The organism is Pseudarthrobacter defluvii (assembly GCF_030816725.1).
GTDB lineage: Bacteria > Actinomycetota > Actinomycetes > Actinomycetales > Micrococcaceae > Arthrobacter > Arthrobacter defluvii_A.
Genome location: NZ_JAUSYG010000001.1, coordinates 4398997 through 4424992, shown reverse-complemented (window position 1 = coordinate 4424992; position 25996 = coordinate 4398997). Strand labels below are relative to the sequence as shown.

Here is a 25996-nt window from a genome sequence, read left to right as displayed (position 1 = left end):
GGTCCCTAACAGCGGGGAAACCGGCACGCAACATTGGGCGGCCACACTGGTGAGTGCAGGCAAGAGCCGGCACCCGCTCCAGCCAGGAGGCCCCCAATGTTGACGAAAGCGACCCCAAATGTGACCAGAATCCGCGCCCTGGACCAGCTCCACCGCGGTGACGAAATCGAAGCCCGCCTTTCGGTGGGGCCGTCCTACGACGATGTGGTGGTCCGTCGCGGCAGCGTCCAGGAGACCGCCCCGGGCATCGGCGTCGTCTGGATCCTTGACCACCTCACCGGCCTCCGCAAGGCAATCAATACGGACGAGTGCAGCGTCTGGCGGGTGGCGTAGGAACTGGGGAGGTTGGGCTGCGGGCGTAGTCAGGAAGGACTGTCCGCAGCCTGTCCCCCATCTTGGTCCTGCCGGTGATGCGCCAGCGAATGCAGCCACTCGATGGTGGCGTCCGTGACCGGATGGGCGGCGCCGAGCGAGTCGAGGAAATCCCGCGCCTCGGACATCTCCATTTCCCTGCGCACCGCATGCAGCCGCGTGCCGTCAAGCAGCCGCGCCACGAGCACGTCGCCTGACGGGCCCAGCTCCGCTGCGATCTGGGTGATGATCCAGTCCCGTGCCCCTGCCGCCTCCGCGGCCGTGACCGACTCCAGGACGGTTGCGGCCAGCCCCTTCATGAACACGCTGCGGAGCAGCTTTCGTCCGGCCGCAGCACCCGCCTCGCTGCCTGCGCTGGTGGCCGGGATGCCCCATCCCGGTAAGAGGGACACCAGTTCATCCGCCCCCGTGCCGCTGACCAGCAGGGGCGAACTGATCCGGCTGCGGGGAACGGGCGCCAGGATGGCTACGTCGGCGAAAAGGAAACCGCTCCGGGCTGCCCTTTCTGCAAGCTGCCGCTTTTGGGCAGGGCCTGCGGTGTTCAGGTCCGCGAAGATGGCTCCCGGGTCCATCGCGGCCAGTGCCTCCACAAGGACGGCCTCCGCGGCCTGTCCCCCAACCAGGCTGAACACAACGTGGGCGCCCGCCACCGCGTCGCTGATCCCGCGGGCCCGCGCCACCCCTGGCGGGACGGCGGGGACAGCGGGGTCGGTGGCTGTAACCTTCAATCCCCGCCCGGCCAGGTCCCGGGCATAAATGCTTCCTGCTTCCCCCAGGCCCAGGACGGCAACGGACCGGCCGTCCGTTCCCTCCGGCCTACCTGGCACCGGCGGCTGCGGTCCGCCAGCCGCCGTGGTACTCGGTGCGTGCGGTGACGGCGTAGGGGGCCGGACTGACAACCGCGCGCACGCTGATCTGCTCGTGCGGTTCCACGGTGGTTTTGCGGGACCCGCCGTCGGGCTCGCCCCAGATGACGCGGACCTCGGTGCCGATCTCCACGTTGGGGTCCACCGTGGCCAGCGAAAGGCCGCGGCGTTCGTTGGCGGTGACACCGGTGAAGAGCGAGAGGCCCACTCCTGTGCCGTCGGCGTCCACGACGGAGTCGTAGTTTGACGACCCGTAGTTGGCGTTGGGGACGTCGAAGAACTGGTAGCCGGGCTTGTCGCGGTCCAGGAACGACGCCCAGATGGTGGCGAGGTCCTCGTCGTTCCAGGCGAGGGTCACCTTTTTCCGCTGCGCAGCCGGGTCGATCTGCTGGAGCGCGTCGCGTCCGATGAAGTCGTGGTCGAATTTTACGAACGAGCCATAGCCGAGTTCCCAGGGGGTCAGGTAGTAGTCCTCGATGTTGCCGGAGACGAACGAGCCCGCGAGCGCGTTGACCGCTTCATAGCTTGTTGCGGGCAGCCATTCACGGTAGGCGCGCTCGGCGTCGCTGCTGTAGATGGCCGGCAGCGGTGACGGGATCCAGCCCGATTCGAGGGTGTTCGAGGAGTAGGCCCGCGACCCGCACGGTTCAAGCCCGAACCCAGCCCCGGCCTGGAGCACTGCATCCCGGATTTTGCCGTGCTGTTCGTATGGCCCCCAGATTTCCAGCCCCGGCGCCCCCGCCATGCCGTGCCGCAGCGTTCGGACCTGTTCCCCGGCGATGGTCAGGTGACCCATGTGGAAAAACTTCACCTGCTCAAGCGTCCCCCCGTTGAGCTTCTCGATGATCTGCCAGGCGCTGGGGCCCTGGATCTGGAAGCGGTAGTACTTCCGGGTGACTGCCTCGCCGTAGGGGCGCGACGGGGACCGGTCATCGTAGGTGCATTCGACGTCGTACCCGCCGGTTTCGGCGTGGAACTGGAGCCAGTTGGCAGCCGGCGCCCGGCCCACGTAGACAAACTCCTGCTCTTCCAGGTGGAACAGGATGCCGTCGCCAATCACGCCGCCGTTGGAGGCCGTGGGAACGAACTGTTTGGCCGTATTCACCGGGAAGTTGGTGAAGCTGTTGATGCCCGTATGCGAAAAGAGCTTCAGGGCGTCGGGGCCCTTCACGAAGAAGTTGACCATGTGGTGGGACTGGTCGTAGAGCACTGCCGTTTCCCGCCAGGCCCGCTGCTCGCGCCGCCAGTTGGTGAACTCGGCGGGGACCACCGGATAGATGTAGGTACCGAGTTGGGAATTGTGCAGCAGTTCAACGGTGTTGCCCGCCGCATCAAGCACATCCTGCAGGGACTTCGGGGCCATCGGCTTTCTCCTTCGGTTCAGGTCAGTGCGGTAGCTTTCACCAACGGATGCCCCACTTGAACTCCATCGTTCGGTCCACGGCCGAATGGCATCCCTAAAGGGCCAGCCCGTGATTGCTAACAAAATTGTATCGGATCTCTTGACCAGACTTCCAGAGCATGGTTTTCTGGCACTGTCCGCCGGAAAAGGACTGACCATGGGCCATCCAGGCACCATGCCCGCCGTGGAACGCGAGGCTGCAAATGCCCGAAACAGAGGGAATCCCCTGCCTCCTCATGCGCGGAGGAACCTCCAAGGGTGCCTTGTTCCTCGCCTCGGACCTGCCCCAGGATCCCACGGAACGTGACGACCTCCTGCTGCGGATCATGGGCTCCCCGGACCCGCGGCAGGTGGACGGGCTGGGCGGGGCACACCCCCTGACCAGCAAAGTTGCAGTGATCTCCCCCTCTCCGGACACCGGCGCGGACGTGGACTACCTCTTCCTCCAGGTCGGCGTTGACACAGCACTCGTCAGCAGCCGGCAGAACTGCGGAAACATCCTGGCCGCCGTGGGACCCTTCGCCGTCGAGCGGGGACTGGTGCAGCCCTCCGACGGCCACACCGAGGTCCGCATCCGGATGGTGAACACGGGCAGCACGGCCACCGCGCGGTTTGCCACGCCCGGCGCGGTGGTGGATTACGACGGCGGCCCGGCGGCAGGGTGCGCCGTGGCAATCGACGGCGTTCCGGGGACGGCGGCGCCCATCCGGCTCACCTTCGAGGCCACAGCAGGATCATCGACGGGCGCCCTGTTTCCCACGGGCAAGGTGCTGGACCATGCGGAGGAGGTGGACATCACCTGCGTCGACAACGGGATGCCCAGCGTCCTGATGCGCGCCGCCGACCTGGGCCTGACCGGAGACGAAACCCCTGCAGACCTTGAGGCAAACGAAGGCCTGGCTGAGCGCCTCGCCGGGCTTCGCCTCGCGGCGGCGGAATTGATGGGCATGGGAGATGTCCGCGGTGCCACCGTGCCCAAGCTGGTACTGCTGGCGCCGCCGCGGGCCGGCGGATCCATTGCCACCCGCAGTTTCCTCCCCGTACGCGTCCACACCTCCATCGGCGTGCTGGGAGCCCTCACGGTGGCGGCGGGAGTACTGGCTGAAGGATCCGTGGGGCATGACCTGGCGGCGCTGCCTGCACCGGATGACCCCTTCCGGGTGGAACACCCCACCGGCCACTTCGACGTCGAGGTGGCCCTGGAGGCCACACCGGACGGCTACACGGTGAGCCACTCAACCGCGCTTCGGACGGCGCGGAAAATCTTTGACGGGCGGGTCTTCCCCCGGCCGCACCTGTGACTCCCGCACCGCAACCCTTAGAGAGGACAGCTCCATGACCGGGTATACCTCGTTCGACATCGCCCACCTGGGGAATGTGGAACTGCTGACTCCCGTCTTTGAAGAGAGCCTCTGGTTCTTCCGCGACCTGCTTGCCATGCGCGTCGTAGCGGAAACCAGCAGCGCCGGCACCAAGTCCGCCTACCTGCGGACCTGGGACGAATACCAGCTCTACACACTGAAGCTCACCGCCTCGGCCGATGCCGGCGTCGGCCGCACCACCTTCCGGACCACCAGCCAGGAGGCGCTGGACCGCAGGGTGGCCGCCATCGAAGCCGCCGGCCTGGGCATTGGCTGGGAGGACGGGGAGGTGGGGACCGGGCCCACGTACTCCTTCCGCGACCCGGACGGGCACCTCATGGGCATCTACTACGGGACGGAACGGTATGTGGCCACGGACGACAGGCCCGCGTTGAAGAACCAGGCGTCCGCTTTCCCCGGCCGCGGCGTCAACGCCCGGCGGCTGGACCACATCAATTTCCTTGCCAAGGACGTCGTGGCCAACGGGGAATTCGTGGCGGGCGTCCTGTGCGGGCGGGAAAGCGAGCGGATCCGGCTCGACGACGGAGGATACGCCGCCTGGTGGTTCCACTTCAACAACAAGTCCTACGACATCGTGTACTCGGACGACTGGCTCAAACACGGCAACCGGCTCCACCATGTGGCCTTCGCCCCCGATACCCGCGAGGACATCCTCAAAGCCGCGGACATCTTCCTTGAAAACGGAATCCACATTGAATCGGGGCCGCACAAGCACGCCATCAACCAGACATTCTTTCTCTACGTCTGGGAGCCCGGCGGCAACCGGATCGAACTGGCCAACGCCGGGGCCCGCCTGCTGCTGGACCCGGACTCGCCAGTGGTGGAGTGGAGCCAGGAGGAGCGCAGGAAAGGCCAGGCGTGGGGCATGAAGACCATCGAGACGTTCCACACGCACGGAACGCCAAACGTCCGCCAGTGAGAAAATTAAAGGATCCCGGCAGTACCGCACAGAGAGGTGCATCATCATGACCAACACAGTGGACACGTCCGCCCCGGTGACCACCGGCCTCTATATCGGAGGCTCAGAACGGCAGGCCGCCGCCACCATGGACATTGCCGATCCGGGCAAGCCCGGCACCATCGTCGGCCACGCCGCGGCAGCCGGTCCGGCCGACGTCGAGGACGCCATCGCCGCAGCAAAGGTCGCCTACCCGGCGTGGGCAGCACTGAGCGCGCAGGAGCGCTCGGAGCAGCTGCGCCAAGCACTGGAGGGCATTGCCGACTTCCGGGATGAGGATGCCGCCATCCTGTCGCAGGAAAACGGAAAGATCCGCATGGAAGCCTGGGTGGACTCCCTGGTGTTCGAGATCAGGTGGAACCTCGCCCTGGAACTGGCTCCCGACGTCGACAACGCCAAGGTGCTGCCGCCCGCGCCCGGCATTCCGGTCTCCACCTCAGTCACCTTCCAGCCCCTGGGCGTGGTGACGGTCATCGTGCCATTCAACTGGCCCATTGCCATCCTCGCGGCTTCGCTGCCGCACGCGCTGCTGGCAGGGAACACGGCAATCGTTAAGCCGCCACCCACCGCGCCCCTGGCAACGACGCGCGTGGTCCAGCGGATTGCCGAAAAACTGCCGCCAGGAGTGCTGAACGTGGTGACCGGCAAGGACGCGGACATGGCTGCGCTCATCACCAGCCCGGACATCGCCAAGGTCTGCTTCACGGGAAGCGTGGGCGGCGGCAAGCGCATCATGGAAATGGCTGCAAAGTCACTCACCCGGGTAACGCTTGAACTGGGCGGAAACGACGCCGCCGTCATCCTCGCGGACGCGGTCCTTGATGACACGCACCTTGACCGGCTCTACGCCGCCATCTTCGACACCACCGGCCAGATCTGCATGAACGCTAAGCGGGTCTACGTCCACCGTTCGCGGCTGGACGAGGTGGTGGCGGGGCTCTCGCAACGGCTTGAAAAGGCGGTCATCGGCTACGGGTTGGACGAGGGAACCACCATGGGCCCGCTGCACTCGCCCGTCCAGAAGGCCTTTGTGGCTGAACTTATCGAGGAGGCCAAGGAAGCAGGGGCCGATGTCAGGGAGTTCGGCACACTCCCCGGGGATCCTGAACTGCAGGGCGGGAACTTCCTGCGGCCGGCGCTGGTAATCGACCCCGACCCCTCGCTGCGGGTTGTCACCCAGGAACAGTTCGGACCCGTCATTCCCCTGATCCCCTTCGACACGGAGGAAGAGGCAGTGCAGGCGGCGAACGCAAGCTGGGCGGGCCTGTGCGGCTCGGTATGGACCGCCGACCCGGCCGCCGCTGACCGGGTCGGCGGGCGCCTGGTGTGCGGCTACGTCTGGGTCAATGACCACGGTGCAACGCGGCTGGACCTTCGAGCACCCTTCGGCGGCATGAAGCAGTCCGGCATGGGCAGGGAACAGGGCATCGAAGGCGTGCGGGCCTTCCAGGACACCCGTGCCATCGCCCACCTTGAGTCCGAAGCAACGGAAGGGTAGCGGCGGGGCGGGCTGCGGGGAGCCGGACGGGGCGGGCAAATAGCTATCGACATTACCTATGCGCATAGGTAATGTGGGAGTTGGGCGCACCGCTGCACCCGCCGAAAGGATGACCTGATGGCGACACGAATCATGCCCGCCCCCAACCGGGCAGCATCCCTGGAACTCATCAAGAACTTCTCGCTGGAAATGACCGGCAAGGACATTCCCGCCCTCATCGAGGCAAAAGACAAAATCCCGCCCGGCACCCGCATCAACGTCACCTTTCTCGGCAACGAGGACCTGGACATGCGGGTTGCCGCAGCCAAAGCCGTCCGCGACCTCGGCTTCGTTCCGGTGCCGCACATTTCGGCGCGGCGGCTGGCATCCCGCGGGGATCTCGAAAAGTTCCTGCAACGCCTCCAGGAGGTGGGCGCCGCCGAACACCTTTTCGTGGTGGGCGGTGACCCCACCGAGCCGGAGGGCCCGTACGAAGACTCGCTTGCACTGATTGGCACCGGCCTCCTGCAACAGTTCGGGGTCCGGGAGGTGGGTATCGGCGGATACCCGGAAGGACATCCGGATATCCGCAAGGAAACCCTGTGGCAGGCCCTGGAGGACAAGACCGCAGCACTGGCCGCCCAGGACCTCCGCGCCTTTATCATCACCCAGTTTGCTTTCGACACCGAACCCGTTGCCGGTTGGATTGAGGAGGTCCGCGCCCGGGGCATCAAGGCTCCCATTCGGGTGGGCACTCCCGGCCCGGCGGGCGTCAAGCGGCTCCTCGGCTTCGCGCGCCGCTTCGGGGTGGGAGCCAACGCGATGATCGTGAAGAAGTACGGCTTTTCGCTGACCAACCTCATGGGGGACGCCGGCCCTGACCGGTTCGTCAACGATCTGGCCGCCGTACTCGCCGAACGCGCACCCCGGCAGGACGGTCACCTGCCGGAAGAGGTCGGGCTGCACTTCTACACTTTTGGCGGCCTGCTGGCCACGGCCAACTGGGTCCGGCACTTCACCGCGGGAGAGGGCTAGGGCGGCAAGCCATGGTCCTGCACACCGAGTCCCAAAAGGACCAGTCCTGCCTCATTGTCCACGGACCTGACCGGCCGGGCATCGTGGCTGCGGTGGCGGCCGTGGTGACCCGCAACAAGGGGAACATCGTCTCCCTGGACCAGTACTCCAGTGATCCTTCATCGGGTGATTTCTTCCAGCGCGTGGTCTTCAACCGGCCGGGCCTGGCCGCAGCGATGCCCGAGATCGAGGCAGACGTGGCCAGGACCCTCACGCCGCTGGGGCTTTCCTGGACGCTGACGGACCGCTCCATCCCCAAGCGCATGGCCATCCTGGTGTCCACCTCCGACCACTGCCTGCTGGAACTGCTCTGGCGGCACAGGAGGGGAGAACTCCCGGTGACCATTCCCATGGTGATCTCCAACCACACCAACACGGCCGAGGACGTGCGGGCCTTTGGCGTCCCGTTCTTCCACGTCCCCTCCGCCGGGCCGGATAAGGCAGCAGCGGAGGCCCAGATCCTGAGGCTGCTGGAGGGCAACGTGGACTTCGTGGTGCTGGCCCGGTACATGCAGATCCTGTCCCCCGGATTCCTGGACGCGGTTTCCGTACCGCTGATCAATATCCACCACTCCTTCCTGCCCGCGTTCGTGGGCGCCGCGCCCTACCGCAAAGCGAAGGAGCGGGGCGTCAAGCTCATCGGTGCCACCTCGCATTACGTGACAAAGGACCTGGACGAGGGGCCGATCATCGAACAGGATGTGGCCCGCGTGACGCACGCCCACTCGGCGCTGGACCTGCAGGCACGGGGTGCCTACGTGGAGCGGGCGGTACTCTCGCGCGCCGTCCAGTGGCACGCCGAGGACCGCGTCATCCGGCACGGCAACCAAACCATCGTCTTCTGATACCCATCAACAAACCGATACAGAACAAGAGGTTCAACGTGGCACCCAAAAACCTGCAGGAAGTCCTCGACGCGTCAAAAGGGGCGGTGGATCTCCTCCGCAACTCCCAGATCGGCTCCTACATCTACCCCGTGGTGCCGGCCGATTTCCAGAACTGGATCAAGGAGCAGACCGCCTGGCGGCAGACAGCTGTCCTCTACGACCAGTCACACCACATGGACAACCTGTTCATAAAGGGTCCGGACGCGATCAAGCTGATCACCGCCACCGCCATCAACTCCACCGCCACCTTCCCGGTCAACAAAGCCAAGCAGTATGTACCCACCACCGAGTCCGGCCACGTCATCGGAGACGGCATCCTCTTCCACGAAGCAGCGGACGAATACGTGTACGTCGGCCGCTCCCCGGCAGCGAACTGGCTGCTCTACCACGGCGAGACGGGCGGCTACCGGGACCTGGACATCACCGTGGACCGCCGCTCACCTTCACGGCCATACGGGCATCCCGTGACCCGCCAGTACTATCGCTTCCAGATCCAGGGACCCAACGCCTGGCAGGTCATCGAAAAGCTCAACGGCGGCGCCCTGGAGCAGCTTAAGTTCTTCAACATGTCCACCATGGCCATCGCGGGGACCAGCGTCCGCACCCTGCGGCACGGGATGGCCGGCGCACCGGGCCTGGAAGTGTGGGGCCCGTATGCGGACCATGACCGCATACGGGATGCCATCGTGGAGGCCGGAGCCGAGTTCGGCCTGGTGCCCGTGGGCTCCCGGGCGTACCCGTCCAACACCCTCGAGTCCGGCTGGATCCCGTCGCCGCTGCCGGCCATCTACACCGGCGAAGCGGAGCGCGGCTACCGCGAATGGCTGCCCGCTGACGGCTACGAAGCCACCGGAACCCTGGCGGGCTCGTTCGTGTCCGGGAACATCGAGGACTACTACCTGACCCCGTGGGAACTGGGCTACGGCTCGTTCGTCAAGTTCGACCACGACTTCATCGGCCGCGACGCACTCGAACGGATCGACCCTGCTTCACAGCGCAAGAAGGTCACCCTCGCGTGGGACGCCGAGGATGTCACGTCCATTTTCGCCTCCCTGTTCAACGTGGACGGACCGAGCTACAAGTTCTTCGACCTGCCCCTGGCGAACTACGGGTCGGCGAACTATGACTCGGTGGTGGATGCCGACGGAACGGTGGTGGGCTATTCAATGTTCACCGGCTACAGCGCCAACGAACGGCGCGCGCTCTCGCTCGCGACAATCGACCCCAACGTCCCGGAGGGCACGGAGCTGCGGGTCGTCTGGGGTGAGCCAAACGGCGGAACTGCCAAGGCCGCCGTCGAGCCCCATGTGCAGACTGAGGTGCGCGCCGTGGTCAGCCCCGTCCCCTACTCAACGGTAGCGCGCGCCACCTACCACGGCGGGTGGCGGACGAACTATCAGTCGGCCTAGGCTGGGGAACCCCAATGTGCGGGGGCGCAGCGCCCCCGCACTTTCCCTGAGCCCTTGGAGGAGCACAGCATGAGCCTTCGGTACGCGCTGCTTGCGCTGCTGCGTGTGGGGCCGCTGTCAGGCTATGAGCTGCAGAAGCAGTTCTCCATGTCGGTGGGGCATGTGTGGCATGCCCCCGACTCGCAGATCTATCCCGAGCTGCGCAAGATGGAGGCAGAAAGCCTCATCGAGGGTGAGGAACAGCCCAGGGGCCAGCGCGCCACCCGGCGGGTTTACCACGTGACGGACGCCGGGAACCAGGCCTTCCTCAATTGGATGCAAACCCCCTTGGAGTACGCACGGGTCCGCGACCCTGCCCACCTGCGGGCCGCCTACCTCGAGGCTGCATCACCGGAGACCGGCCGGGCATTCTTCCATCGGCACAAGGAACAGTGGGAGGCCGAGCTCGGCCAATGGGAGGGTGAACTCCAGCGCATTGCCCAGGTGGACAACCCCATGCTGGTGCGCCGCCTGGCGGTGACCGATCCGGCGGACCGTGAACGGACCATCGCTTTCAAGCGGTTCACCTACGAAGGTTTGGTGGACCGTGCCCGCGCGGAGATCGCCTGGGCGCAGCGGGGACTCGAACTCATTGAGAGCCTGGAGTCCACGGGCGGCGCAGAACCCACGGGCGGCGCCAGGCCGGTGCCCAGCGCCGCCCGCGCCTAGTCAGCCGAAGTTCTCGGCAGTCGCGTAGCCCTTGCCGTTGTACTTCTGCACCACCACCGAGGACACCGCTGGCTGGCCGTCAGTCGTGGTGTTGACCGACGTTCCTTCCAGCATCAGTGGCGCCTTCAGGTCCTTGATGTCGCGCAGCGCCGTCATGAAGCTGTCCCGCGTGGGCTCCTTCATGTTCTGGAACGCCTTCTCAAGAGTGGCTCCCACCATGTAGCTCCACATGCAGTGCGGGAACGCGGGCATGTCCGGGTAGTTTCCGTACTGCTTCAGTTCGTCAAGGAATTTGACGACGTCGGGGTCCTTGGCAAATGCCGGACTCTGCGGTGCCTTGGCGAAGGACACCGAGTAGATGCCCGGGTAGGCGGAGGCACCGCCGGGCTCCAGGATGGCGGTGGGGCTGGACGTGTTGGAGGGCAGGAACCAGCTTGGCTTCCAGCCGATCTGCTGCGCCTTCTGAAGCGCCGCGATGGTGAGCGGGGTGATGGACATGGCGTTGAAGAAGACGTCTGCCCCGGAAGAGGCCAGCTGGGTGAGCTGGGCATCCACGGACGTGTCGGTCGCCTCGTAGGTCTGCTCCCCCACCACCGAGATGTTGGACGCCCCCTGGATGGCCTCCTTGAAGCCCGACACGTAGCCCTTGCCGTAGTCATCGTTCTGCGACAGGATGGCCACCTTGTGCTGCCCGCCCGACTTCGCCAGGAGCTTGCCGAACGCTGCTCCCTCGTTCTGGTATATGGGCACGAACCCCAACTGCCACGGGCTCTGCTTACGGTCGCTGAAGAGCGGGTCTCCCGTCATCACCAGCACCTGCGGAACTTTTTGGCTGATGGCGGCGTCACGGAATGCGCGGTTGGTGGGCGTGCCCAGCCCGGCGGTGGCGGCGAACACGTTGTCGGACACCATTTGCTGGAAGTTTGCCAGCGACTTTTGCGGGTCATAGGCGTCGTCATAGGACTTGATGTTCACGGTGCGCGTCTTGCCGTCGCCGAACTTCACGCCCCCGGCAGCATTCACGGCACCAAAGTAGGCCGAGACACCGGCGACGGTGCACTTGCCCGGCCCGGCCGTTGCACCGCTGAGCGGAGTGGTGATCCCAAGCGTGATCGCCGAGTCAGTGATCCCCGGGGAGGACGCGGAACCGCCGCCCTGGCCGCCGCTGTCGCCCCTGCAACCAGACAGGGAAAGCGCGACGGCGGCCGTCAAGGCAACGATGCCAAGCACCCCTCCTGGCTTCTTTCTCATCTTCATGGTCCATCCTGCCTCTCTGTTTGTTCGTGTCGCTCCGGCGCGGCATCCGGTACCGGACGGTGGGCTGGAGTGGTCTGCTGGGAAGTCTCCGCTGCAGGGCGGGCCATGGCACGGCGGCCCGTGGAGCTGCGTCCGGCATACCGGCGCGTGAGCCTGCGAACCACCCGGGGGATGCTGACCAGGCCGCCGGGCAACAGGAACAGGACCGCAAGGAGGATGGCACCCTGGCTGATGGTGGTGAGGTTGGGATCTATTGCGTTGGTGAGTTGCGGAACGAAGACGTAGTAGGCGCCGCCCAGGAGGGAACCGGCGATGCTGCCGGCACCCCCGATGACCATGGCTGCCAGGAGGCTGATGGAGTGTCCGAAGCTGAGGGTCTCGGGCGAGGTGTACTGCACGGCCGCGAGGTACAGGAAGCCGCTGGCGCCGCCGAATATGGACGCAATGGTGAAGGCAAGGACCTTGGTGCGGTAGGGCGAAATACCCATGGAGGCAGCAACAGCCTCGTTTTCGCGGACCGCGGCGAAGGCACGCCCGTACTTGCCGCGGACCAGGCTCCGGGCCAGCAGGAATGCCCCGGCCGCCACCACCAGCACGATGTAGAACTGCCATTGGTCGTTGTCCAGCCCGGACCATTCCGGAGCGTCCGTGAAGCGCGCCGAGATTCCCTGGGAGCCGCCGGTGAAGTCGGAAAGGCGCTTGGCCAGGGGGACGCCGACGATGGGCAGGGCGATGGTGACCATGGCAATGGCCAGGCCGCCGAGGCGGGCGGCTGCCAGGGCCACCAGCAGCCCGACCACGCCGGCGACGGCACACGCGGCGACGAAGACCAGCAGGATGTTCCAGCCCTGGTTGACGCCGTATGCAGTGACGTAGGCGCCGAGGCCCACGAAGAAGATTTGCCCGAGATTGACCTGGCCGGTGTATCCCATCACGATGTTCAGCCCCAGCACCGCCACGGCGTAGACACCAATGCGGACCAGCGTTTGGTTCGCAAAGGCCGGCAGGACCAGTGGAGCGGCGATCAGAACGACCGCCACAACGGCGGCGAGCACGATCCGCACCCAGGGGCGGCGTGCGGTGGTAGCGGCAGCGGCGCTCATCAGACCCTCACCACGACCTTTCTGCCGAACAGGCCCTGGGGACGGATGATGAGGATGACGAAGATCAGCGCGAAAGGCACCGCGATCTTCAGGTCATGGCCGATGAGGGGAATGTAGACGGCCACCAGGTTCTCCAGGACGCCGATCGCCGAGGCCGCCACCACGCAGCCGATGGGGCTGTCCAGGCCGCCGAGGATGACGGCGGCGAGCGCGTAGACCAGGGCGGTGTCCAGCATGCCGGGCGTCAGGGTCAGCTGCGGGGCCACCAGGACTCCGGCGATCGCTCCGAGCGTGGCCGCCAGCCCCCAGCCGACCATCAGCAGCCGGCCCACGGGAAGGCCTGAGAAAGCGGCCGACGCCGGGTTGTCGGCGACGGCGCGAAGGGCCAGTCCCAGCTTGGTGCGCAGGAAGAGCAGTTGCAGGACAACCATGATGACAACGATGGTCACCGCAGTGGCAAGCGACCTGACGCTTACCACAGCCCCCAGCAGTTCGACGCTGGTCAGCGGGAAGAGCGACGGAAAGCCCAGGTTGTTGTAGCCCCAGAGGACCGCGCAGATGCCGGTGACGAGGGTGAGCAGACCGATGGTCACCACCACGGCGGTGTCCGGGTCACCACCTTCGAACCGGCGGAGGAGGAAACGCTCCACCACCGCGCCCAGGAGGAATGAAAGAATAATGGAAATGAGGATGGCCAGGACGAGCGGCAGGCCGAGCTGGACAAACGCGTAGGCAATGTAGGCGGACAGCACAGCCATGCCGCCCTGGGCGAAATTGATCAGGCCCGTGGCTTGGTTCACCAGCACGATCGCCAGGGCCAGGGCGACGTAGATGGAGCCGGTGGCGAGTCCGTCGACGACGAGCTGGATAAAGGTCCCCATGAGGGTCAACCTCCCAAATAGGCACGGCGGATTTCGTCCATGCCCTTGAGCTCAGCCGAGGTGCCGGTGAGTACGTTGCGGCCCGTCTCCAGGACGGTGGCGGTGTCCACCAGGGAGAATGCGAGGTTCGCGTTCTGTTCCACCACCAGCATGGCGATTCCGGACTCGAGCCGGAGACGGCGGATGGCTTCGTAAACCGTCTTGGCCGTGCTGGGCGCCAGCCCGAGTGAGGCTTCGTCCAGCAGCAGCAGCTTGGGTTTGGCCATGAAGGCCCGGCCTACGGCGAGCATTTGCTGCTCACCGCCGGACAACGCCGCGCCGCGCGACCCCACCCGGTCCTGGAGCTGCGGAAACAGGTCAAGGCAGTACTCGATATCGCCGGCGATCGCCTTCCGGTCTTTGCGCAGGTAGGCACCGACCAGCAGGTTCTCGCGAACGCTCAGCTGGCCCAGCGTGCCGCGCCCCTCCGGCACATGGGCGATTCCCAGCGCTGCCACCCGGTCCGGCCGGAAGCCCCGGATGTCCCGGCCGTCGAACCTGATCCTGCCCCCGGTCCTGACGGTACCGCTGATGGCGCGGAGGGTGGTGGTCTTGCCAGCCCCGTTTGCGCCGAGGATGCCCACGGATCCGCTTTCCGGCACACCTAACGAAACCCCGTCCAGGACCTGCACGGGCCCGTAGGACGCTGTCACATCCGTGAGTTCAAGCAGCATCGTCCGCGGCGTCCTTCCCGATGTAGGCCTCGATCACGCGGGGATCGGACTGGGCCTCCGCCGCTGTGCCCGCCATCAGCTTGCGTCCGTGGTCCAGGACCATCACCTGGTCTGTGAGCGCCGAGATGAGTCCCATGTGGTGCTCCACGATGATGATGGTGACGTCCTGCTCGGTGCGGAGCCGCTTCACCGTGGCAATCAGTTGTTCAACTTCGCCATGCGAGAGTCCGGCCGCCGGCTCATCAAGAAGGAGCAGCGCGGGCTTGGAAAGAAGAGCCCGCCAGAGTTCGATGCCTTTATGGAGCCCGTGGGAAAGTTCGTCTGCAGGCAGGTGCGCCGCCCACCCCAGCCCGGCCTTATCCAGGAGCTGCAGCGCTTCGGCCCGGACGGCGCGCTCGGCCCTGACCGTGTAGGGCAACCGGAGCGCCCAGGAGGCGGGGCCGCCGGGCAGCCGCGTGTGCCCTCCGAGGAGTACGTTCTCCAGGACTGTGGCGTTCAGCTGCAGCGCCGGGTGCTGGAAGGTGCGTGCCAGCCCCAACTGCGCCATCCGCGAAGGGGCACTGCCGGACACCTCGGTACCGTCGATGGAAATCGACCCGGAGCTTGGCTTGTAGTGTCCGCTGATGCAGTTGAAGAGGGACGTCTTGCCGGCACCGTTCGGGCCCACCAGGCCGAAGATCACGCCGGGCTCGACGTTGAAGCTGACATCCTGCAGCACCTTGACCCCGCCGAAGTGCAGACTGACGTCCTTGAGGCTCAGGCTCGCTGCCACCCTGTACCTTCCTGTCGCATCATCGCTAGGAATGGATGCAGCTCATGACCACTGCACGAAACCGACGCTACGGATCGCGGACGAAATTGTCAACGATCCTGGCTTCGCTTGGCCAGCACTGTTCCCGCGGCGGCTCAACCGCCTGCAACGGATTGGATTACCAGCACCTCCTGGCCCGGCAGCACCTCGGTCTCCAGGCCTTGCAGCCGCCGCACTTCGTCGCCGTCGATATAGATGTTGACGAACCTTCGCAGCGCCCCGGTCTCGTCGCGGAGCCGGCGGCCCAGCACGGCGTAGTCCGCGGCCACCGCATTGAGCAGGCCGCCCACCGTCACCGGCCCGCCGACGGGCATGGTCAGCAGCGACTGCCCGCCGGCAAGGGGCTGCAGGACGCTGGGAAGGAGCAGCGTAATTTCAGGCACCGGCCGCCACTGCCGCCCGCACGCACAGGACATCAGGCAGGTGGGACGCCACCTCCCTGAACGTCTCCCCCTCGTCAGTGCTCGCGTAGACCGTCCCGCCCCGCGTACCGAAGTACACCCCTGCCGGTTCTGCCGTGTCCACCGATGCCGCGTCCCTGAGCACGCTGTTGTATTCGCGCTCCGGCAGGCCTGTACTGAGACGCTTCCAGGTGTTACCGGCATCGTCAGTGCGGTGGACGGCGAGCCTGCCGTCCGGAGGGATGCGTTCGCCGTCGGCCTTCAGCGGGACCACCCAGGCGGTGCCGTCGCGGCGGGGATGGGTCAGCATGACGAAGCCGAAGTCCGCGGGCAGGCCCTCGGCGATGGAGTTCCAGCTGTCGGCGTTGTCGTCCGTCCTGTACACCCCATGGTGGTTTTGGGCGTAGAGGCGTCCCGCCACGGCCGCATCAGCGGCGATCTTGTGCACGCACTGGCCGAACTCCGGATTCGGGTCGGGCATGAAGTACGCCGAGATCCCCCTGTTGCGCGCTTCCCAGGAAGTGCCGCCGTCGGCTGAGCGGTAAACGCCGCCGGTACTCATGGCGACATGGACGGTCTCACCCGCGGGGTCAACCACGATCGAGTGCGCCGCCGCCCCTCCGTAGCCCGCGCCCCATTCGCTGCGGTGCGGGTGGTCCCACAGGCCACGGTTCAGCTCGAAGTGCTCTCCGCCGTCGGTGGACTTCCAGAGGGAAATCGGTTCGGCCCCCGCCCACACCACTCCCGGGCGGGACTCGGCGTCAGGGTAGATCTGCCATACGCGCTCCAGCGCTGCGCCGGTGTCTTCCGGGAACTTGATGGCGCCGTGTTCCGGCTCGTTCCAGGTGGCGCCGAAATCATCGGAGTGGGCCACCGTGGGCCCCCAGTGCGGGCTGCGCGCGCCCACCATGATCCGGGTACGCCCTTCCCTGGTATCGATCCCGATGCTGGGAATCTCCGCCATGAGGAAATGCGGGCCGGTGAAGGACCAGTCCTGCCGGTCCTTGCTCGTGGCCAGCCACAGCCCTTTTTTGGTGCCGATTGCCAGGACGAATGATTCTGCCGCCGTTGCCATGCGGACCATGCAACCACCGGAACGGTTGCCGCGCAACGGTATCCCGCCCCGTGATTGCCCCTCCCAAGCAGGCAGGGGTCAGTCCACGAACTCCGACTGCGTCTCGATGAAGTCCCAGTCGGCGGCGGTGAGCACCGCGGCGGGATTGCCTGGATGCGGACCTCCTGCCTCGGCAATGCCCTGAAGTACCGGCAGCGGCAGTTCCTCCGCCCGGAGATTTTCCCGCAGCCATTCCTTGCTGGCGAGGTCCAGGTCCAGCCACCACATGAAAATGTCCACGACTTCCCCCTTCCTGGGTCATCTAAAACGTTAGGCACAGCCAAGGCTCCGGACAAGGTACCGACGAAGAAGCAGGTGGGGCCTTCAGTGTTTCGGGTACCGGCAAGTAACTTGGCCGGCGAGTGCCGGGAAAAGACGAGTACCCCCTACTGGCGACTGCCTCCTGAGGCACCCCTAGCCTGAAATCTCAACTCAAGCTGACCGTGCTGCTGGGGCATACGGTGCCACCGCTGGCATGTCCTTGCCATGGTCCGTTTCACACATATGGGGAGACAGCATGAAACGCACCTTAGCCACACTGGGGGTGGTGGGGCTCGGCCTTATCAGCCTCACAGCGCCTGCAATAGCCGCAGGGGACAAAGTTACCGTTTGCCATAGCGACGGCAGCACCTGGAAAGCGATGGAGTTCAGCATCAACGGGCTGTCCGGCCATGACGAGCATCCGCTGGACATCATTCCGCCGACGTCGAAATCGGAGGGCAAGAACTGGACCAACGCCGGAAAGGAACTCTACGTCGCGCAGTGCGCACCGCTGCCCCCGGGTGAGGAGCTTGACCAGGTGGACCCGCCCGTCGTCGTAAATCCTCCCGTGGTGACACCGCCCGCCGAACAACCCCCCGCCGAACAACCGCCTGCCGAGCAGCCGCCCGTCGTCGACCAGCCCGTGGTGACGCCACCCGTGGACACGCCCCCCGCCGAACAACCCCCTGCCGAACAACCGCCCGCCGAGCAGCCGCCCGTCGTCGACCAGCCCGTGGCGAACCCACCCGTGGACACGCCCCCCGCCGAGCAACCGCCCGTCGTCGACCAGCCCGTGGTGACGCCGCCCGCGGAGACCCCCGGAGGGGAAACTGTGCAGAAGCAGCCCTCTGCAGTTACTCCTGCTGCAGTGCCGGCCAAGCAGGCTGCCACCGTCCCGAAGGCGGCGCCCAAGGCAGCACCGGTCCCGGTCCCCGTCAGCGTGGGAACCAACCAGGGCTACAACGCGCAGACCGCAGTAGGAGCCGCTGACAGCGGGCCGGGTTGGCTTGCCGGGGCAGGCGCCCTCGCTGCCGCGGGCGCAGCCGTGGCAGCCCGACGCCGGTCGCGTCCAGTCAGCAACGCCGGCTGATTGCATGCCGCCACCGGCGGCTCCCAGACAAGGAAGGCGTCCTGCCAGTGCCCGGCAGGACGCCTTCCTTCCAATCCCCACCGCAACACGAGGAGCGCCATGCCAAGGACCCGAAGCCGGCACGCAGCGCCCAGGCGACGCAGCAACAGGCAGCTGGCGGGGCGGCAATGGAACGCCGGCGATGTGGCCATCCTCTTCTGCGGTGTCCTCACATTCCTTTCGTTCACCCTTGGCGCTCCCCTTTTCCACCCGGCACCGCTGCTGTCCGTGGGAAGCAGTTCCGCAGCTGCTGCGGTGGTTGCCGGAGGCGTTGATTCCTCCGGAAAGTCGTCCACCGGCCCTGCTTCTGCCGGCGCGGCCCCCATTGCCGGGACGGGCGGGCCAGCTTCAGCTGTGGCAGCGGATCCGACCGCAGCCATCCAAACGCCCGGGATGACGCCCACCGGTGTTGCGGCGGGACCGCCACTTCCGCCAGCAGCCCAGCCCGTCCGCATCAGTTATCCATCAGCCGCCTTCAACGTGGGCGTCCACCCACTGGGCCTCGATGGTGAAGCTGAGGCCAGCAGGACCATTGAACCCCCCGCCACCAAAGACGGATACTGGCTGACGCCTTTCGGAATTCCGGGCAGTGGTTCCACCAACACCACCTACATCATCGGCCACAGCTGGGAAGGCGCCGACGCCCCCTTCAACCACCTCAGCTCAGCCGCGGCCATTGGTGACCGCTTTGACGTGGAAACCAGTGCCGGAACCATCAGCTACCAGGTGGAAAGCGTCACGACGTACGTGAAGTCAGGCCTCAAGGACAGTCCCGTGTGGGACATGGTGCCCAACCGCCTGGTCCTCATCAGCTGCTACACAGAAGACCCCTGGGGTAAAAACGTTGTGGTCACCGCGTACCCTGCTGCTTCCTAGCGGTTCCACGACTGGCACCCGAGCCCCTTAGGTTCCCCGTCTTTACGGGCCAAACGTACCTGTTCACGCTCTTGAGCGGGGCGGACAATGGGCGCCATGACAGGGGAACTCTTCAACGGCGCTCCGCTCCTGGTGGGCATCATGCCCAAACAGCACCCGGAAGTCCTTCAAACTGCAGCCGCCCTGGCCGCACGGCTGGCCACACCTTTGGTCTGCGCATACGTGGATGAAGCCAGCTATCTGGTGGAATGGGATCCGGCCCGCTCTGCGCACCGCCTTTCCCGGCACCCGGACGTTAATGACGACATGCTGGCCCTGACAACAGAGCTGAAAGCCCAGGTTCAATCCACCGTGGACGAACTGGGTTCCACCGGCAGCGCCCTGGACTGGTCCTTCCGTACCCTCACCGGGGATCCCGCCCGTGCCCTGGGCCAGGTCGCGGCGGAACTCGGCGCCCCCATCATCATTGTGGGCACCCCGGAACGCGGATTCTCGCACCGGCTTTCGGAGGCCCTGAACGGATCCGTCGGCACCTGGCTCAGCCACCACCAAAGCCGGCCGGTGCTGGTGGTCCCCTACAGGATGCCCGCCCACGAGGACCATCCGTAGAGGACATGAGCACGGGGAAATCCTGGCCATAGGTGGGGCGCTTAAAGTAAAGCGAAAGTAGTTATTCGGGATGCTAGCGCAGTGCCCATACCAGCCCGTAAGCTAATTCAAGCAAGGACGATCCACGCAGGTGGATCCGGAATTGCCCAAAAGCTGCTCCGGAGTGCGTATCCCCCAATAACGCACTCCGGAGCTTTTTTGTGCCTTCCCAGCTGGGCCCGCCGACACGCGGGGGCCCGGAAAATACCCCACCGGGGTACTTGCGCTTATACCCCTCCCGGGTATACCTTGGCTGCATGAATGCTATCGAAGGAACCATCGCGGCGGCTGAACAGCCTGCTGCGCAGGATGGCACTCCCCCGCCACACGGTTACACCGGAAACAAAGATGCCTACCTTCGCCGCCTGAAGCGCATCGAGGGCCAGGTGCGCGGCATTGCCCGGATGGTGGATGAGGACAAGTACTGCATCGACATCCTTACGCAGGTCGCAGCCGTCACCAAGGCGCTGCACGCAGTCAGCCTTGGTCTGGTCGAGGAACACATCGGCCACTGCGTGGTGGGTGCAGCCTCCGAGCCCGACCCGGAAGCCCGCGCTGAAGCCATCGACGCCAAGGTGAAGGAAGCTGCCGACGCCATCGGCCGGCTGCTCCGTTGACGCCACCCCCCAATCCACCCCCGGCCACCGCCGGGACTTAACGAAGGAGCAAGCCATGAGCACCACCTCCCCCACCACCACAACCGTCAGCGTCTCCGGCATGACCTGCGGGCACTGCGTATCGGCCGTCAGCGAAGAACTCGAAGCCATCGACGGCGTAGAGGAAGTAAAAGTCGACCTGAACGCCGGCGGCATCTCCACCGTAACCATCACCGCAAACAGGGAATTGCCGCCCTCGGACATCGGGGAAGCCGTCGCCGAGGCCGGCTACCTGGTGGTCGCAAACGAAGCCTAAACACACTCCCGCACCGGAAAGCTGACAATGAGCCACCAGGAACTGCTGCACCCGCCCGGCACCCGCGTCGTCGAACTCGACATCGAAGGGATGACCTGCGCATCCTGTGTTAACCGGGTGGAAAAGAAACTCGGCAAGCTCGACGGCGTGGCTGCAACAGTCAACCTGCCGCTGGAGTCCGCGTACGTCACGGTCCCGGAGGGCGTAACCGACGAACAGCTCACATCGACAGTGGAAGCTGCCGGCTACAAGGCACGGGTCCGGCAGCAGCATTACTCAGCCGTCGATGCGGAAACTCAAGGCAGCGCCGAAGGTGCGGTGCCCGCGGACCATTCGGCTGCGATCCCGGCTTCCCGGCTCCGCCCGCGGCTCATCCTGGCGGCGATCCTGACCGTACCGGTCTTCCTTGTCAGCATGGTCCCCGCCTTCCAGTTCCCCAACTGGGGCTGGGCGGCGGCCGTGCTGGCACTGCCGGTGGTCACGTGGGCAGCCTGGCCGTTCCACCGGGCGGCGGCAATCAATGCCCGGCACCTCGCCTCCACCATGGACACCCTGGTGTCGCTGGGGGTTTCTGCGGCCTACCTGTTCTCGGCCTGGCAGCTGCTGGCCGACCCCCGGATGACCGAGCACCCCGGGATGGAGGGCATGCCCGGCGGCTTGTACTTCGAGGTGGCCTCCGTGGTCACCACCTTCCTGCTGCTGGGCCGGTACCTGGAAGCCAACGCCAAGCAAAAGGCCGGCGACGCCCTGCAGGCCCTGCTGAACCTGGGCGCAAAGGATGCCACGGTTTTGCGAAACGGCAGCGAAGAGAAAATTTCGGCCGACCGGCTGCAGGTGGGCGACGTCCTGGTGGTACGCCCGGGCGAGAAGATCGCCACCGACGGCGTGGTGGTGGACGGTGCTTCTGCCGTTGACACTTCGCTGGTCACGGGCGAGTCGGTCCCGGTCGAAGTGGGGCCGGACAGCCGCGTCACAGGAGCCACCATCAACACGTCCGGCCGGCTGCTGGTGAGGGCGACGAGGGTCGGGTCCGAGACTACCCTTGCCCAGATGGCCCGGCTGGTGTCGCAGGCCCAGACGGGCAAGGCTCCCATCGCGCGGCTCGCCGACCGCATCAGCTCGGTTTTCGTGCCGGTGGTCCTGGGCATTGCTGTCCTGACCTTCGTGCTCTGGCTGCTCCTGGCCGGACCCGACGTTGATGGCGGCCATCTGCGCCAGGCTTTCACCGCCGCCGTCGCCGTCCTGGTGATCGCCTGCCCCTGCGCCCTGGGCCTGGCCACCCCGGTGGGCCTCCTCACCGGCACCGGCCGGGGTGCCCAGCTTGGCATCCTGATCAAAGGCCCCCAGGTGCTCGAGGACACCCGCACCGTGGACACCATCCTGCTGGACAAGACAGGCACGGTCACCACGGGCATCCTGTCCGTCGACACCACATCCGCGTTTCCCGGCTTTGCAGAACACGAAGTCCTCCGGCTCGCCGGCGCCCTGGAGGCCGCCTCAGAGCACCCCGTGGCCCGGGCCATCGCCGTGGCGGCAGCATCGGCCGCAGCTTTGAAGCACGCGAACGACGCCGGCACGCTGCCCCCAGTGCAGGGCTTCAGTTCCGCCCCCGGCGGCGGAGTCTCCGGCACCGTTGAGGGCAGGCGCGTGCTGGCCGGACGGAGCGGCTGGCTGCAGCAGAACGGAATTGCCCTGGATGCCGGCCAGCAGGCCCGGTTGGCGGCTGCCGAGGAAGGTGGCGCCACCGCCATCTGCGTGGCAGTGGACGGCCAACCTGCCAGCATCATCAGCCTGCGGGACACCGTCAAGGAGGGATCCGCCGCCGCCGTCGCCCGGTTGAAGGCGCTGGGCCTGCGGCCCATCCTGCTGACCGGGGACAACGCCGCTGTCGCCGCCCAGGTGGCTGCCGCCGTCGGGATCGCTCCGGACGATGTCTACGCCGGTGTCCTGCCGGAGGGGAAGGTTGAGGCAGTACGGAAGCTGCAGGCCGGCGGCGCCACGGTGGCCATGGCCGGGGATGGCGTCAATGACGCCGCGGCGCTGGCGCAGGCGGACCTGGGCATCGCCATGGGATCCGGGACGGACGTGGCCATCGAAGCTGCGGACCTGACCGTGATGGGGAACGACCTCGCCCAGGTGGCGCAGGCCATCGAGCTGTCCCGGAGGACCCTGGGCACCATCAAGACCAACCTGTTCTGGGCGTTCTTCTACAACGCGGTGGGGATCCCGGTGGCAGCCCTGGGGCTGCTCAACCCGATGATTGCCGGGGGCGCCATGGCTGCCAGCTCGGTGCTGGTGGTGGCCAACTCCCTGCGGCTGCGAGGCTTCGGCAAGTAGCCGCAGTCCCGGCGGGTGCGGGCGAGGGCTCAGGCGGCGCCGTACCGTACTGCGGCGCGCGCCCTGGCCTTGGCGGCCTCGGACTCCCGGTCCTTGGGCGGCGCCTGCGTCACCAGCGAATCCAGCAGGTGCTGCGTAATGTGCGCGATCTGGTGCACGGCCTCGTCAAAAGCTTCCTGGTTGGCCTTGGACGGTTTGGTGCTCCCACTGATCTTGCGGACGTACTGCAGCGCCGCCGCGTGCACTTCCTCGGACGTGGCGTGCGGCTCGAAGTTGTGGAGGGTTCGGATATTCCGGCACATAAGGCCATGCTAGGCTCTTCCAACGCCTGGGATCGACCCCCTTTTTCATGGTCTCCACCCGGCGTCCATGGGGAGCCCGGCATGGGCAGGGCTGCCCATCGACACTGTTTGGGGGCCGGGATAGGTTTTAGGCAATGGATCTTCCGGATGAGCCGGGGGGCCGCTGGGGATGCCGATCTGGTTCGGATCCACGACCTAACAAGGAGAAACTGATGGCTATTTGGGGTGCAGACGTTGAGCAGCTTCGCCAGCTCGGCAGCAAGCTTCAGGCTGGGGCGTCCGAGATCGAGACGCAGAAGTCCACTCTCACCAAGGTTCTGAGCAGCACCAACTGGGAAGGCCCGGACGCCACCAAGTTCCGCAACGAGTGGTCCGGTACCCACACCACGATGCTGACCAAGGTTGCCGAGGCGCTGAAGGAAGCCGGCGCACAGGCCAAGCGCAACGCCGAAGAGCAGAGCCAGGCCTCTCACTAGGCTTACGCCACAAGCTGGCGGGGGCAGGGACACCATGCGGTGTCCCTGCCCTTTTGTTGTCACCACCCGTTGTCGGCTTCCGGAGGCTGTTGGCTTACGACGGCGGCACCTCGCTTTGATGGCCCGGCGCACCTGGGCATAGGCCCGGGCTTAGGGGACGGGTTCGACGTCGTTCGCGTGTTCCAGCGGCGAGACCGCTACTGGCGCGTCTTTGCCGGCGCCGGGAGCCGTGGCACGCAGCTCGTCGAGCCGCACCAGGATGACTCCGCCGACGATAAGGACACCGCCAAGGAGCTGGATGGGGCCCGGAAGTTCACCGAGCAGCAGCCACGCCCACAGCACGGCAAAGAGGACCTCGGTGAGGGACACGAAGGATGCCACCTTGGACCCCAGGGCCCTGGCCGCCATGATGCCCGAGACGTAGGCCAGCACGGTGGCCAGCACCACCAGCCCAGCAAGGGAAACCCACCAGGGCGTGGTCCATGGACCCAATGTGGTGTCCGCGGTGCTGAAGGCCATGGGCAGCAGGCCTGTGGCGGCAGCCAGCCACATGACAGCGGCGCCGGTCATGAGTCCGCCGGAGGCCAGCACGATGGGCGGCAGGGTGTCGTTTTCCTTGGCCGTAATGAAGAAGTAGATGGCCAGGCAGACCGCTGCGGCCATGCCCCACAGGACCCCCACGAGGTCAACTTTTACAGCTCCGGTGAGGTCGAGGACCAGCACCAGTCCGGCGAGGGAGAGCAGCGTCCCGCCGGCGGTCAATACCCGCGGGCGGCGGCGGCTGGCTGCCCAGAGCCACAGCACGATAATCACGGGTGCCAGGTACTCCAGCAGGAGTGCGACTCCCACGGAGAGCCGGGCCACCGCGTTGAAGTAGAACAGCTGGCATGCCGCCACGCCGATGAGCCCGAACAGCACGATGGTCAGCCAGTTGTCGCGCAACTGGTGCCAGCGGCCCCTCAATGCCGTCGCGGCGGGAAGGGCAAGGAGCAGGGCGGCGCCGGTGAGGCGGGCCGAGACGGCGGCGCCAGGGGACCAGCCGGTCTCCAGCAACGACTTGGCGAACGATCCCGACAGGCCGAAGACGGCCGAGGAGAACAATGCGATGCCTAGCCCGGATGCAAGGAAGCTGGTCCGCGTGGTGGGCAGCTCCGGGGTTTGGTTGTGATTTTTGGCGGCAGGCACCGTCGCCTCCTGTCAGGAGTAAAGTGGGGTAATGCTCATGACACTACGCCTCGATGCTGTAAGGAGTCAACATGGTTTTCGCCCCTGACACTGAAGTGGCGTTGCGCACGGTGGTGAACCTTATCAACTCGGCCGCGAACGGCAGGGACGGGTTGGCCTCCGTCGCAGACCTTGATGCCTTCCTGGCGGCTGAAGGATTTTCGGGAGCCCGAACCCATGATGCCGTCGAGCTGGAAAGCGTGCTGCAGCTGCGTGGTGAGCTGGCGGCGGTGTGGACAGCGGATGAGGATGCCGCCGTTGATACGGTTAACCGGCTGCTGCGGGACGCGAGTGCCCTGCCTCAGCTGATGAAGCACGACGGGTGGGACTGGCACCTGCATGCCACCGCACCGGAGGCCCCGCTGGCGGACCGGATGAGCACTGAGGCAGCCATGGCGCTTGCCGACGTCATCCGCAGCAAGGAAATGGACCGGCTGCGCACCTGCGATGCCGAGGACTGCGATGCAGCCGTACTGGACCTGAGCCGCAACCGGTCCAAGCGGTACTGCGACACCGGCAACTGTGCCAACCGGGCCCACGTTGCCGCCTACCGCGCGAGGCAGGCGGCGGCAGGCTAACCGGAGCGGGTTATCCCCGCGGCACAGCGCGGGCGAACTGAACCCCTAGCGCTGGGGCGTGCCGTCCGTGCCGTCGCCGGACGCTGGCGGGTTCTGGGTGCCGGGAGCACCAAAGCCGCGGGAGCCGCCGTGAGGAGATGTTTTGGGCGCCGAGCTCAGGTTCACACCCGACCCCTTGCCCAGGTGTTCCGCGTTCTCCTTGTAGCTCATGGACAGCATTGCGGCGATCACCAGGGTGACGATGAAGGCGATACCGGCCGCGGTGAAAGCGAGGTCGAAGCGGGGCGCGCGGGCGCTTCCCCCGGAAGCGAAGATCAACACTGCAACGAAGGCGACGACGGCCCAGAATGCCGAGAACATCAGCGGCCCCTTCACCGAGGTCCGCATCTTGCGCGGTTTTCCTTGATGCTGGTCAGCCACGTGGTTCCTCCCTGCAGG

The 25996-nt window shown here is 66.2% G+C and carries 29 protein-coding genes; 16 read left to right on the top strand and 13 right to left on the bottom strand.

Annotated elements, in window-relative coordinates:
• Positions 1-96 precede the first annotated feature (96 nt).
• The gene (locus QF031_RS20675) at positions 97-333 is read left to right on the top strand and encodes a hypothetical protein (RefSeq protein WP_307432671.1); all 237 of its coding nucleotides are present in this window, start codon (positions 97-99) and stop codon (positions 331-333) included.
• 29 nt (positions 334-362) lie between these two features.
• Here QF031_RS20675 and QF031_RS20670 read toward each other — a convergent pair whose 3' ends face one another.
• Positions 363-1199 carry an NAD(P)-binding domain-containing protein gene (locus tag QF031_RS20670; RefSeq protein ID WP_307432669.1) on the bottom strand — a complete coding sequence of 279 codons (837 nt, stop codon included), beginning with the start codon at positions 1197-1199 and terminating at the stop codon, positions 363-365.
• Positions 1189-2601: a vanillate/3-O-methylgallate O-demethylase gene (gene ligM / locus QF031_RS20665; RefSeq protein ID WP_307432666.1), complete on the bottom strand. Its 1413-nt coding sequence runs from the start codon at positions 2599-2601 to the stop codon at positions 1189-1191. Before ligM (QF031_RS20665) ends, QF031_RS20670 begins: the two co-directional genes overlap by 11 nt.
• A gap of 242 nt (positions 2602-2843) precedes the next feature.
• On the opposite strand from ligM (QF031_RS20665), the gene QF031_RS20660 reads away from it, so the two are divergent.
• From QF031_RS20660 to QF031_RS20630, 7 genes are all read left to right on the top strand, one after another.
• The gene (locus QF031_RS20660; RefSeq protein WP_307432664.1) at positions 2844-3941 is read left to right on the top strand and encodes a 4-oxalomesaconate tautomerase; all 1098 of its coding nucleotides are present in this window, start codon (positions 2844-2846) and stop codon (positions 3939-3941) included.
• A gap of 34 nt (positions 3942-3975) precedes the next feature.
• Positions 3976-4941 carry a VOC family protein gene (locus tag QF031_RS20655; RefSeq protein ID WP_307432661.1) on the top strand — a complete coding sequence of 322 codons (966 nt, stop codon included), beginning with the start codon at positions 3976-3978 and terminating at the stop codon, positions 4939-4941.
• A 46-nt stretch (positions 4942-4987) separates the two neighbouring features.
• Entirely contained in the window at positions 4988-6478 is a 1491-nt protein-coding gene (locus QF031_RS20650; RefSeq protein ID WP_307432657.1) for an aldehyde dehydrogenase family protein, read from the top strand.
• A gap of 117 nt (positions 6479-6595) precedes the next feature.
• Positions 6596-7492 (top strand): methylenetetrahydrofolate reductase, encoded by an 897-nt coding sequence (locus tag QF031_RS20645; protein ID WP_307432654.1) that lies wholly within the window; start codon positions 6596-6598, stop codon positions 7490-7492.
• Between the two features lie 11 nt (positions 7493-7503).
• Positions 7504-8376, top strand: coding sequence for a formyltetrahydrofolate deformylase (purU, locus tag QF031_RS20640; RefSeq protein ID WP_307432651.1), 873 nt, complete (start codon positions 7504-7506; stop codon positions 8374-8376).
• 38 nt (positions 8377-8414) lie between these two features.
• Positions 8415-9827 carry a vanillate/3-O-methylgallate O-demethylase gene (gene ligM, locus QF031_RS20635; RefSeq protein WP_307432648.1) on the top strand — a complete coding sequence of 471 codons (1413 nt, stop codon included), beginning with the start codon at positions 8415-8417 and terminating at the stop codon, positions 9825-9827.
• Positions 9828-9896: 69 nt separating this feature from the next.
• Positions 9897-10535 (top strand): PadR family transcriptional regulator, encoded by a 639-nt coding sequence (locus QF031_RS20630; RefSeq protein ID WP_307432645.1) that lies wholly within the window; start codon positions 9897-9899, stop codon positions 10533-10535.
• On the opposite strand, the gene QF031_RS20625 is transcribed toward QF031_RS20630, so the two are convergent.
• The 8 genes from QF031_RS20625 to QF031_RS20590 form a co-directional block, all read right to left on the bottom strand.
• Positions 10536-11792: an ABC transporter substrate-binding protein gene (locus QF031_RS20625; RefSeq protein WP_307432642.1), complete on the bottom strand. Its 1257-nt coding sequence runs from the start codon at positions 11790-11792 to the stop codon at positions 10536-10538. It lies immediately after the preceding gene.
• On the bottom strand, positions 11789-12895 hold the full coding sequence (locus QF031_RS20620) for a branched-chain amino acid ABC transporter permease (RefSeq protein WP_307432639.1): 1107 nt from the start codon (positions 12893-12895) through the stop codon (positions 11789-11791). The genes QF031_RS20625 and QF031_RS20620 overlap by 4 nt, the downstream gene beginning before the upstream one ends.
• On the bottom strand, positions 12895-13776 hold the full coding sequence (locus QF031_RS20615) for a branched-chain amino acid ABC transporter permease (RefSeq protein ID WP_307432635.1): 882 nt from the start codon (positions 13774-13776) through the stop codon (positions 12895-12897). Before QF031_RS20615 ends, QF031_RS20620 begins: the two co-directional genes overlap by 1 nt.
• Positions 13777-13781: 5 nt before the next feature.
• Positions 13782-14489 carry an ABC transporter ATP-binding protein gene (locus QF031_RS20610; protein WP_307432632.1) on the bottom strand — a complete coding sequence of 236 codons (708 nt, stop codon included), beginning with the start codon at positions 14487-14489 and terminating at the stop codon, positions 13782-13784.
• Positions 14479-15261, bottom strand: a complete 783-nt coding sequence (locus QF031_RS20605) for an ABC transporter ATP-binding protein (RefSeq protein ID WP_307432628.1) — start codon at positions 15259-15261, stop codon at positions 14479-14481. Before QF031_RS20605 ends, QF031_RS20610 begins: the two co-directional genes overlap by 11 nt.
• Positions 15262-15395: 134 nt before the next feature.
• Positions 15396-15716: a MoaD/ThiS family protein gene (locus QF031_RS20600; protein WP_370874545.1), complete on the bottom strand. Its 321-nt coding sequence runs from the start codon at positions 15714-15716 to the stop codon at positions 15396-15398.
• Entirely contained in the window at positions 15676-16785 is a 1110-nt protein-coding gene (locus tag QF031_RS20595; protein WP_307432623.1) for a WD40/YVTN/BNR-like repeat-containing protein, read from the bottom strand. The genes QF031_RS20600 and QF031_RS20595 overlap by 41 nt, the downstream gene beginning before the upstream one ends.
• A gap of 69 nt (positions 16786-16854) precedes the next feature.
• A complete protein-coding gene (locus QF031_RS20590; protein WP_307432620.1) occupies positions 16855-17055 on the bottom strand; it encodes a hypothetical protein in 201 nt (66 codons plus the stop codon).
• 277 nt (positions 17056-17332) lie between these two features.
• On the opposite strand from QF031_RS20590, the gene QF031_RS20585 reads away from it, so the two are divergent.
• The 6 genes from QF031_RS20585 (at position 17333) to QF031_RS20560 (ending at position 22978) form a co-directional block, all read left to right on the top strand.
• Positions 17333-18166 (top strand): hypothetical protein, encoded by an 834-nt coding sequence (locus QF031_RS20585; protein ID WP_307432617.1) that lies wholly within the window; start codon positions 17333-17335, stop codon positions 18164-18166.
• A gap of 99 nt (positions 18167-18265) precedes the next feature.
• On the top strand, positions 18266-19081 hold the full coding sequence (locus QF031_RS20580) for a class F sortase (RefSeq protein WP_307432614.1): 816 nt from the start codon (positions 18266-18268) through the stop codon (positions 19079-19081).
• 96 nt (positions 19082-19177) lie between these two features.
• A complete protein-coding gene (locus QF031_RS20575) occupies positions 19178-19690 on the top strand; it encodes a universal stress protein (protein ID WP_307432611.1) in 513 nt (170 codons plus the stop codon).
• Positions 19691-19986: 296 nt separating this feature from the next.
• Positions 19987-20346 carry a metal-sensitive transcriptional regulator gene (locus tag QF031_RS20570; protein WP_307432606.1) on the top strand — a complete coding sequence of 120 codons (360 nt, stop codon included), beginning with the start codon at positions 19987-19989 and terminating at the stop codon, positions 20344-20346.
• Positions 20347-20401: 55 nt separating this feature from the next.
• The gene (locus tag QF031_RS20565; protein ID WP_307432603.1) at positions 20402-20641 is read left to right on the top strand and encodes a heavy-metal-associated domain-containing protein; all 240 of its coding nucleotides are present in this window, start codon (positions 20402-20404) and stop codon (positions 20639-20641) included.
• A 27-nt stretch (positions 20642-20668) separates the two neighbouring features.
• Positions 20669-22978: a heavy metal translocating P-type ATPase gene (locus tag QF031_RS20560; protein WP_307432600.1), complete on the top strand. Its 2310-nt coding sequence runs from the start codon at positions 20669-20671 to the stop codon at positions 22976-22978.
• Positions 22979-23007: 29 nt separating this feature from the next.
• Here the strand turns inward: QF031_RS20560 and QF031_RS20555 are convergent, their stop codons facing one another.
• Positions 23008-23280: a DUF2277 domain-containing protein gene (locus QF031_RS20555; RefSeq protein WP_307432598.1), complete on the bottom strand. Its 273-nt coding sequence runs from the start codon at positions 23278-23280 to the stop codon at positions 23008-23010.
• Between the two features lie 212 nt (positions 23281-23492).
• Between QF031_RS20555 and QF031_RS20550 the strand changes: the two genes are divergently transcribed.
• On the top strand, positions 23493-23756 hold the full coding sequence (locus QF031_RS20550; protein WP_307432593.1) for a WXG100 family type VII secretion target: 264 nt from the start codon (positions 23493-23495) through the stop codon (positions 23754-23756).
• A 150-nt stretch (positions 23757-23906) separates the two neighbouring features.
• Here the strand turns inward: QF031_RS20550 and QF031_RS20545 are convergent, their stop codons facing one another.
• A complete protein-coding gene (locus QF031_RS20545; protein WP_307432590.1) occupies positions 23907-24941 on the bottom strand; it encodes an EamA family transporter in 1035 nt (344 codons plus the stop codon).
• Positions 24942-25012: 71 nt separating this feature from the next.
• Here QF031_RS20545 and QF031_RS20540 point away from each other — a divergent pair, with 71 nt between their 5' ends.
• On the top strand, positions 25013-25558 hold the full coding sequence (locus QF031_RS20540; protein ID WP_307432587.1) for a CGNR zinc finger domain-containing protein: 546 nt from the start codon (positions 25013-25015) through the stop codon (positions 25556-25558).
• Positions 25559-25603: 45 nt separating this feature from the next.
• Here the strand turns inward: QF031_RS20540 and QF031_RS20535 are convergent, their stop codons facing one another.
• Positions 25604-25978 carry a hypothetical protein gene (locus QF031_RS20535; protein ID WP_307432584.1) on the bottom strand — a complete coding sequence of 125 codons (375 nt, stop codon included), beginning with the start codon at positions 25976-25978 and terminating at the stop codon, positions 25604-25606.
• Positions 25979-25996: the final 18 nt, after the last annotated feature.

Coding starts and splice junctions, on each gene's coding strand:
- QF031_RS20675 (WP_307432671.1), top strand. CDS start 97: ATGTTGACGAAAGCGACCCCAAATGTGACCAGAATCCGCGCCCTGGAC.
- ligM (WP_307432666.1), bottom strand. CDS start 2,601: ATGGCCCCGAAGTCCCTGCAGGATGTGCTTGATGCGGCGGGCAACACC.
- QF031_RS20660 (WP_307432664.1), top strand. CDS start 2,844: ATGCCCGAAACAGAGGGAATCCCCTGCCTCCTCATGCGCGGAGGAACC.
- QF031_RS20655 (WP_307432661.1), top strand. CDS start 3,976: ATGACCGGGTATACCTCGTTCGACATCGCCCACCTGGGGAATGTGGAA.
- QF031_RS20650 (WP_307432657.1), top strand. CDS start 4,988: ATGACCAACACAGTGGACACGTCCGCCCCGGTGACCACCGGCCTCTAT.
- QF031_RS20645 (WP_307432654.1), top strand. CDS start 6,596: ATGGCGACACGAATCATGCCCGCCCCCAACCGGGCAGCATCCCTGGAA.
- purU (WP_307432651.1), top strand. CDS start 7,504: ATGGTCCTGCACACCGAGTCCCAAAAGGACCAGTCCTGCCTCATTGTC.
- QF031_RS20630 (WP_307432645.1), top strand. CDS start 9,897: ATGAGCCTTCGGTACGCGCTGCTTGCGCTGCTGCGTGTGGGGCCGCTG.
- QF031_RS20625 (WP_307432642.1), bottom strand. CDS start 11,792: ATGAAGATGAGAAAGAAGCCAGGAGGGGTGCTTGGCATCGTTGCCTTG.
- QF031_RS20620 (WP_307432639.1), bottom strand. CDS start 12,895: ATGAGCGCCGCTGCCGCTACCACCGCACGCCGCCCCTGGGTGCGGATC.
- QF031_RS20615 (WP_307432635.1), bottom strand. CDS start 13,776: ATGGGGACCTTTATCCAGCTCGTCGTCGACGGACTCGCCACCGGCTCC.
- QF031_RS20610 (WP_307432632.1), bottom strand. CDS start 14,489: ATGCTGCTTGAACTCACGGATGTGACAGCGTCCTACGGGCCCGTGCAG.
- QF031_RS20600 (WP_370874545.1), bottom strand. CDS start 15,716: ATGTCCTGTGCGTGCGGGCGGCAGTGGCGGCCGGTGCCTGAAATTACG.
- QF031_RS20595 (WP_307432623.1), bottom strand. CDS start 16,785: ATGGTCCGCATGGCAACGGCGGCAGAATCATTCGTCCTGGCAATCGGC.
- QF031_RS20585 (WP_307432617.1), top strand. CDS start 17,333: ATGAAACGCACCTTAGCCACACTGGGGGTGGTGGGGCTCGGCCTTATC.
- QF031_RS20580 (WP_307432614.1), top strand. CDS start 18,266: ATGCCAAGGACCCGAAGCCGGCACGCAGCGCCCAGGCGACGCAGCAAC.
- QF031_RS20575 (WP_307432611.1), top strand. CDS start 19,178: ATGACAGGGGAACTCTTCAACGGCGCTCCGCTCCTGGTGGGCATCATG.
- QF031_RS20570 (WP_307432606.1), top strand. CDS start 19,987: ATGAATGCTATCGAAGGAACCATCGCGGCGGCTGAACAGCCTGCTGCG.
- QF031_RS20565 (WP_307432603.1), top strand. CDS start 20,402: ATGAGCACCACCTCCCCCACCACCACAACCGTCAGCGTCTCCGGCATG.
- QF031_RS20560 (WP_307432600.1), top strand. CDS start 20,669: ATGAGCCACCAGGAACTGCTGCACCCGCCCGGCACCCGCGTCGTCGAA.
- QF031_RS20555 (WP_307432598.1), bottom strand. CDS start 23,280: ATGTGCCGGAATATCCGAACCCTCCACAACTTCGAGCCGCACGCCACG.
- QF031_RS20550 (WP_307432593.1), top strand. CDS start 23,493: ATGGCTATTTGGGGTGCAGACGTTGAGCAGCTTCGCCAGCTCGGCAGC.
- QF031_RS20540 (WP_307432587.1), top strand. CDS start 25,013: ATGGTTTTCGCCCCTGACACTGAAGTGGCGTTGCGCACGGTGGTGAAC.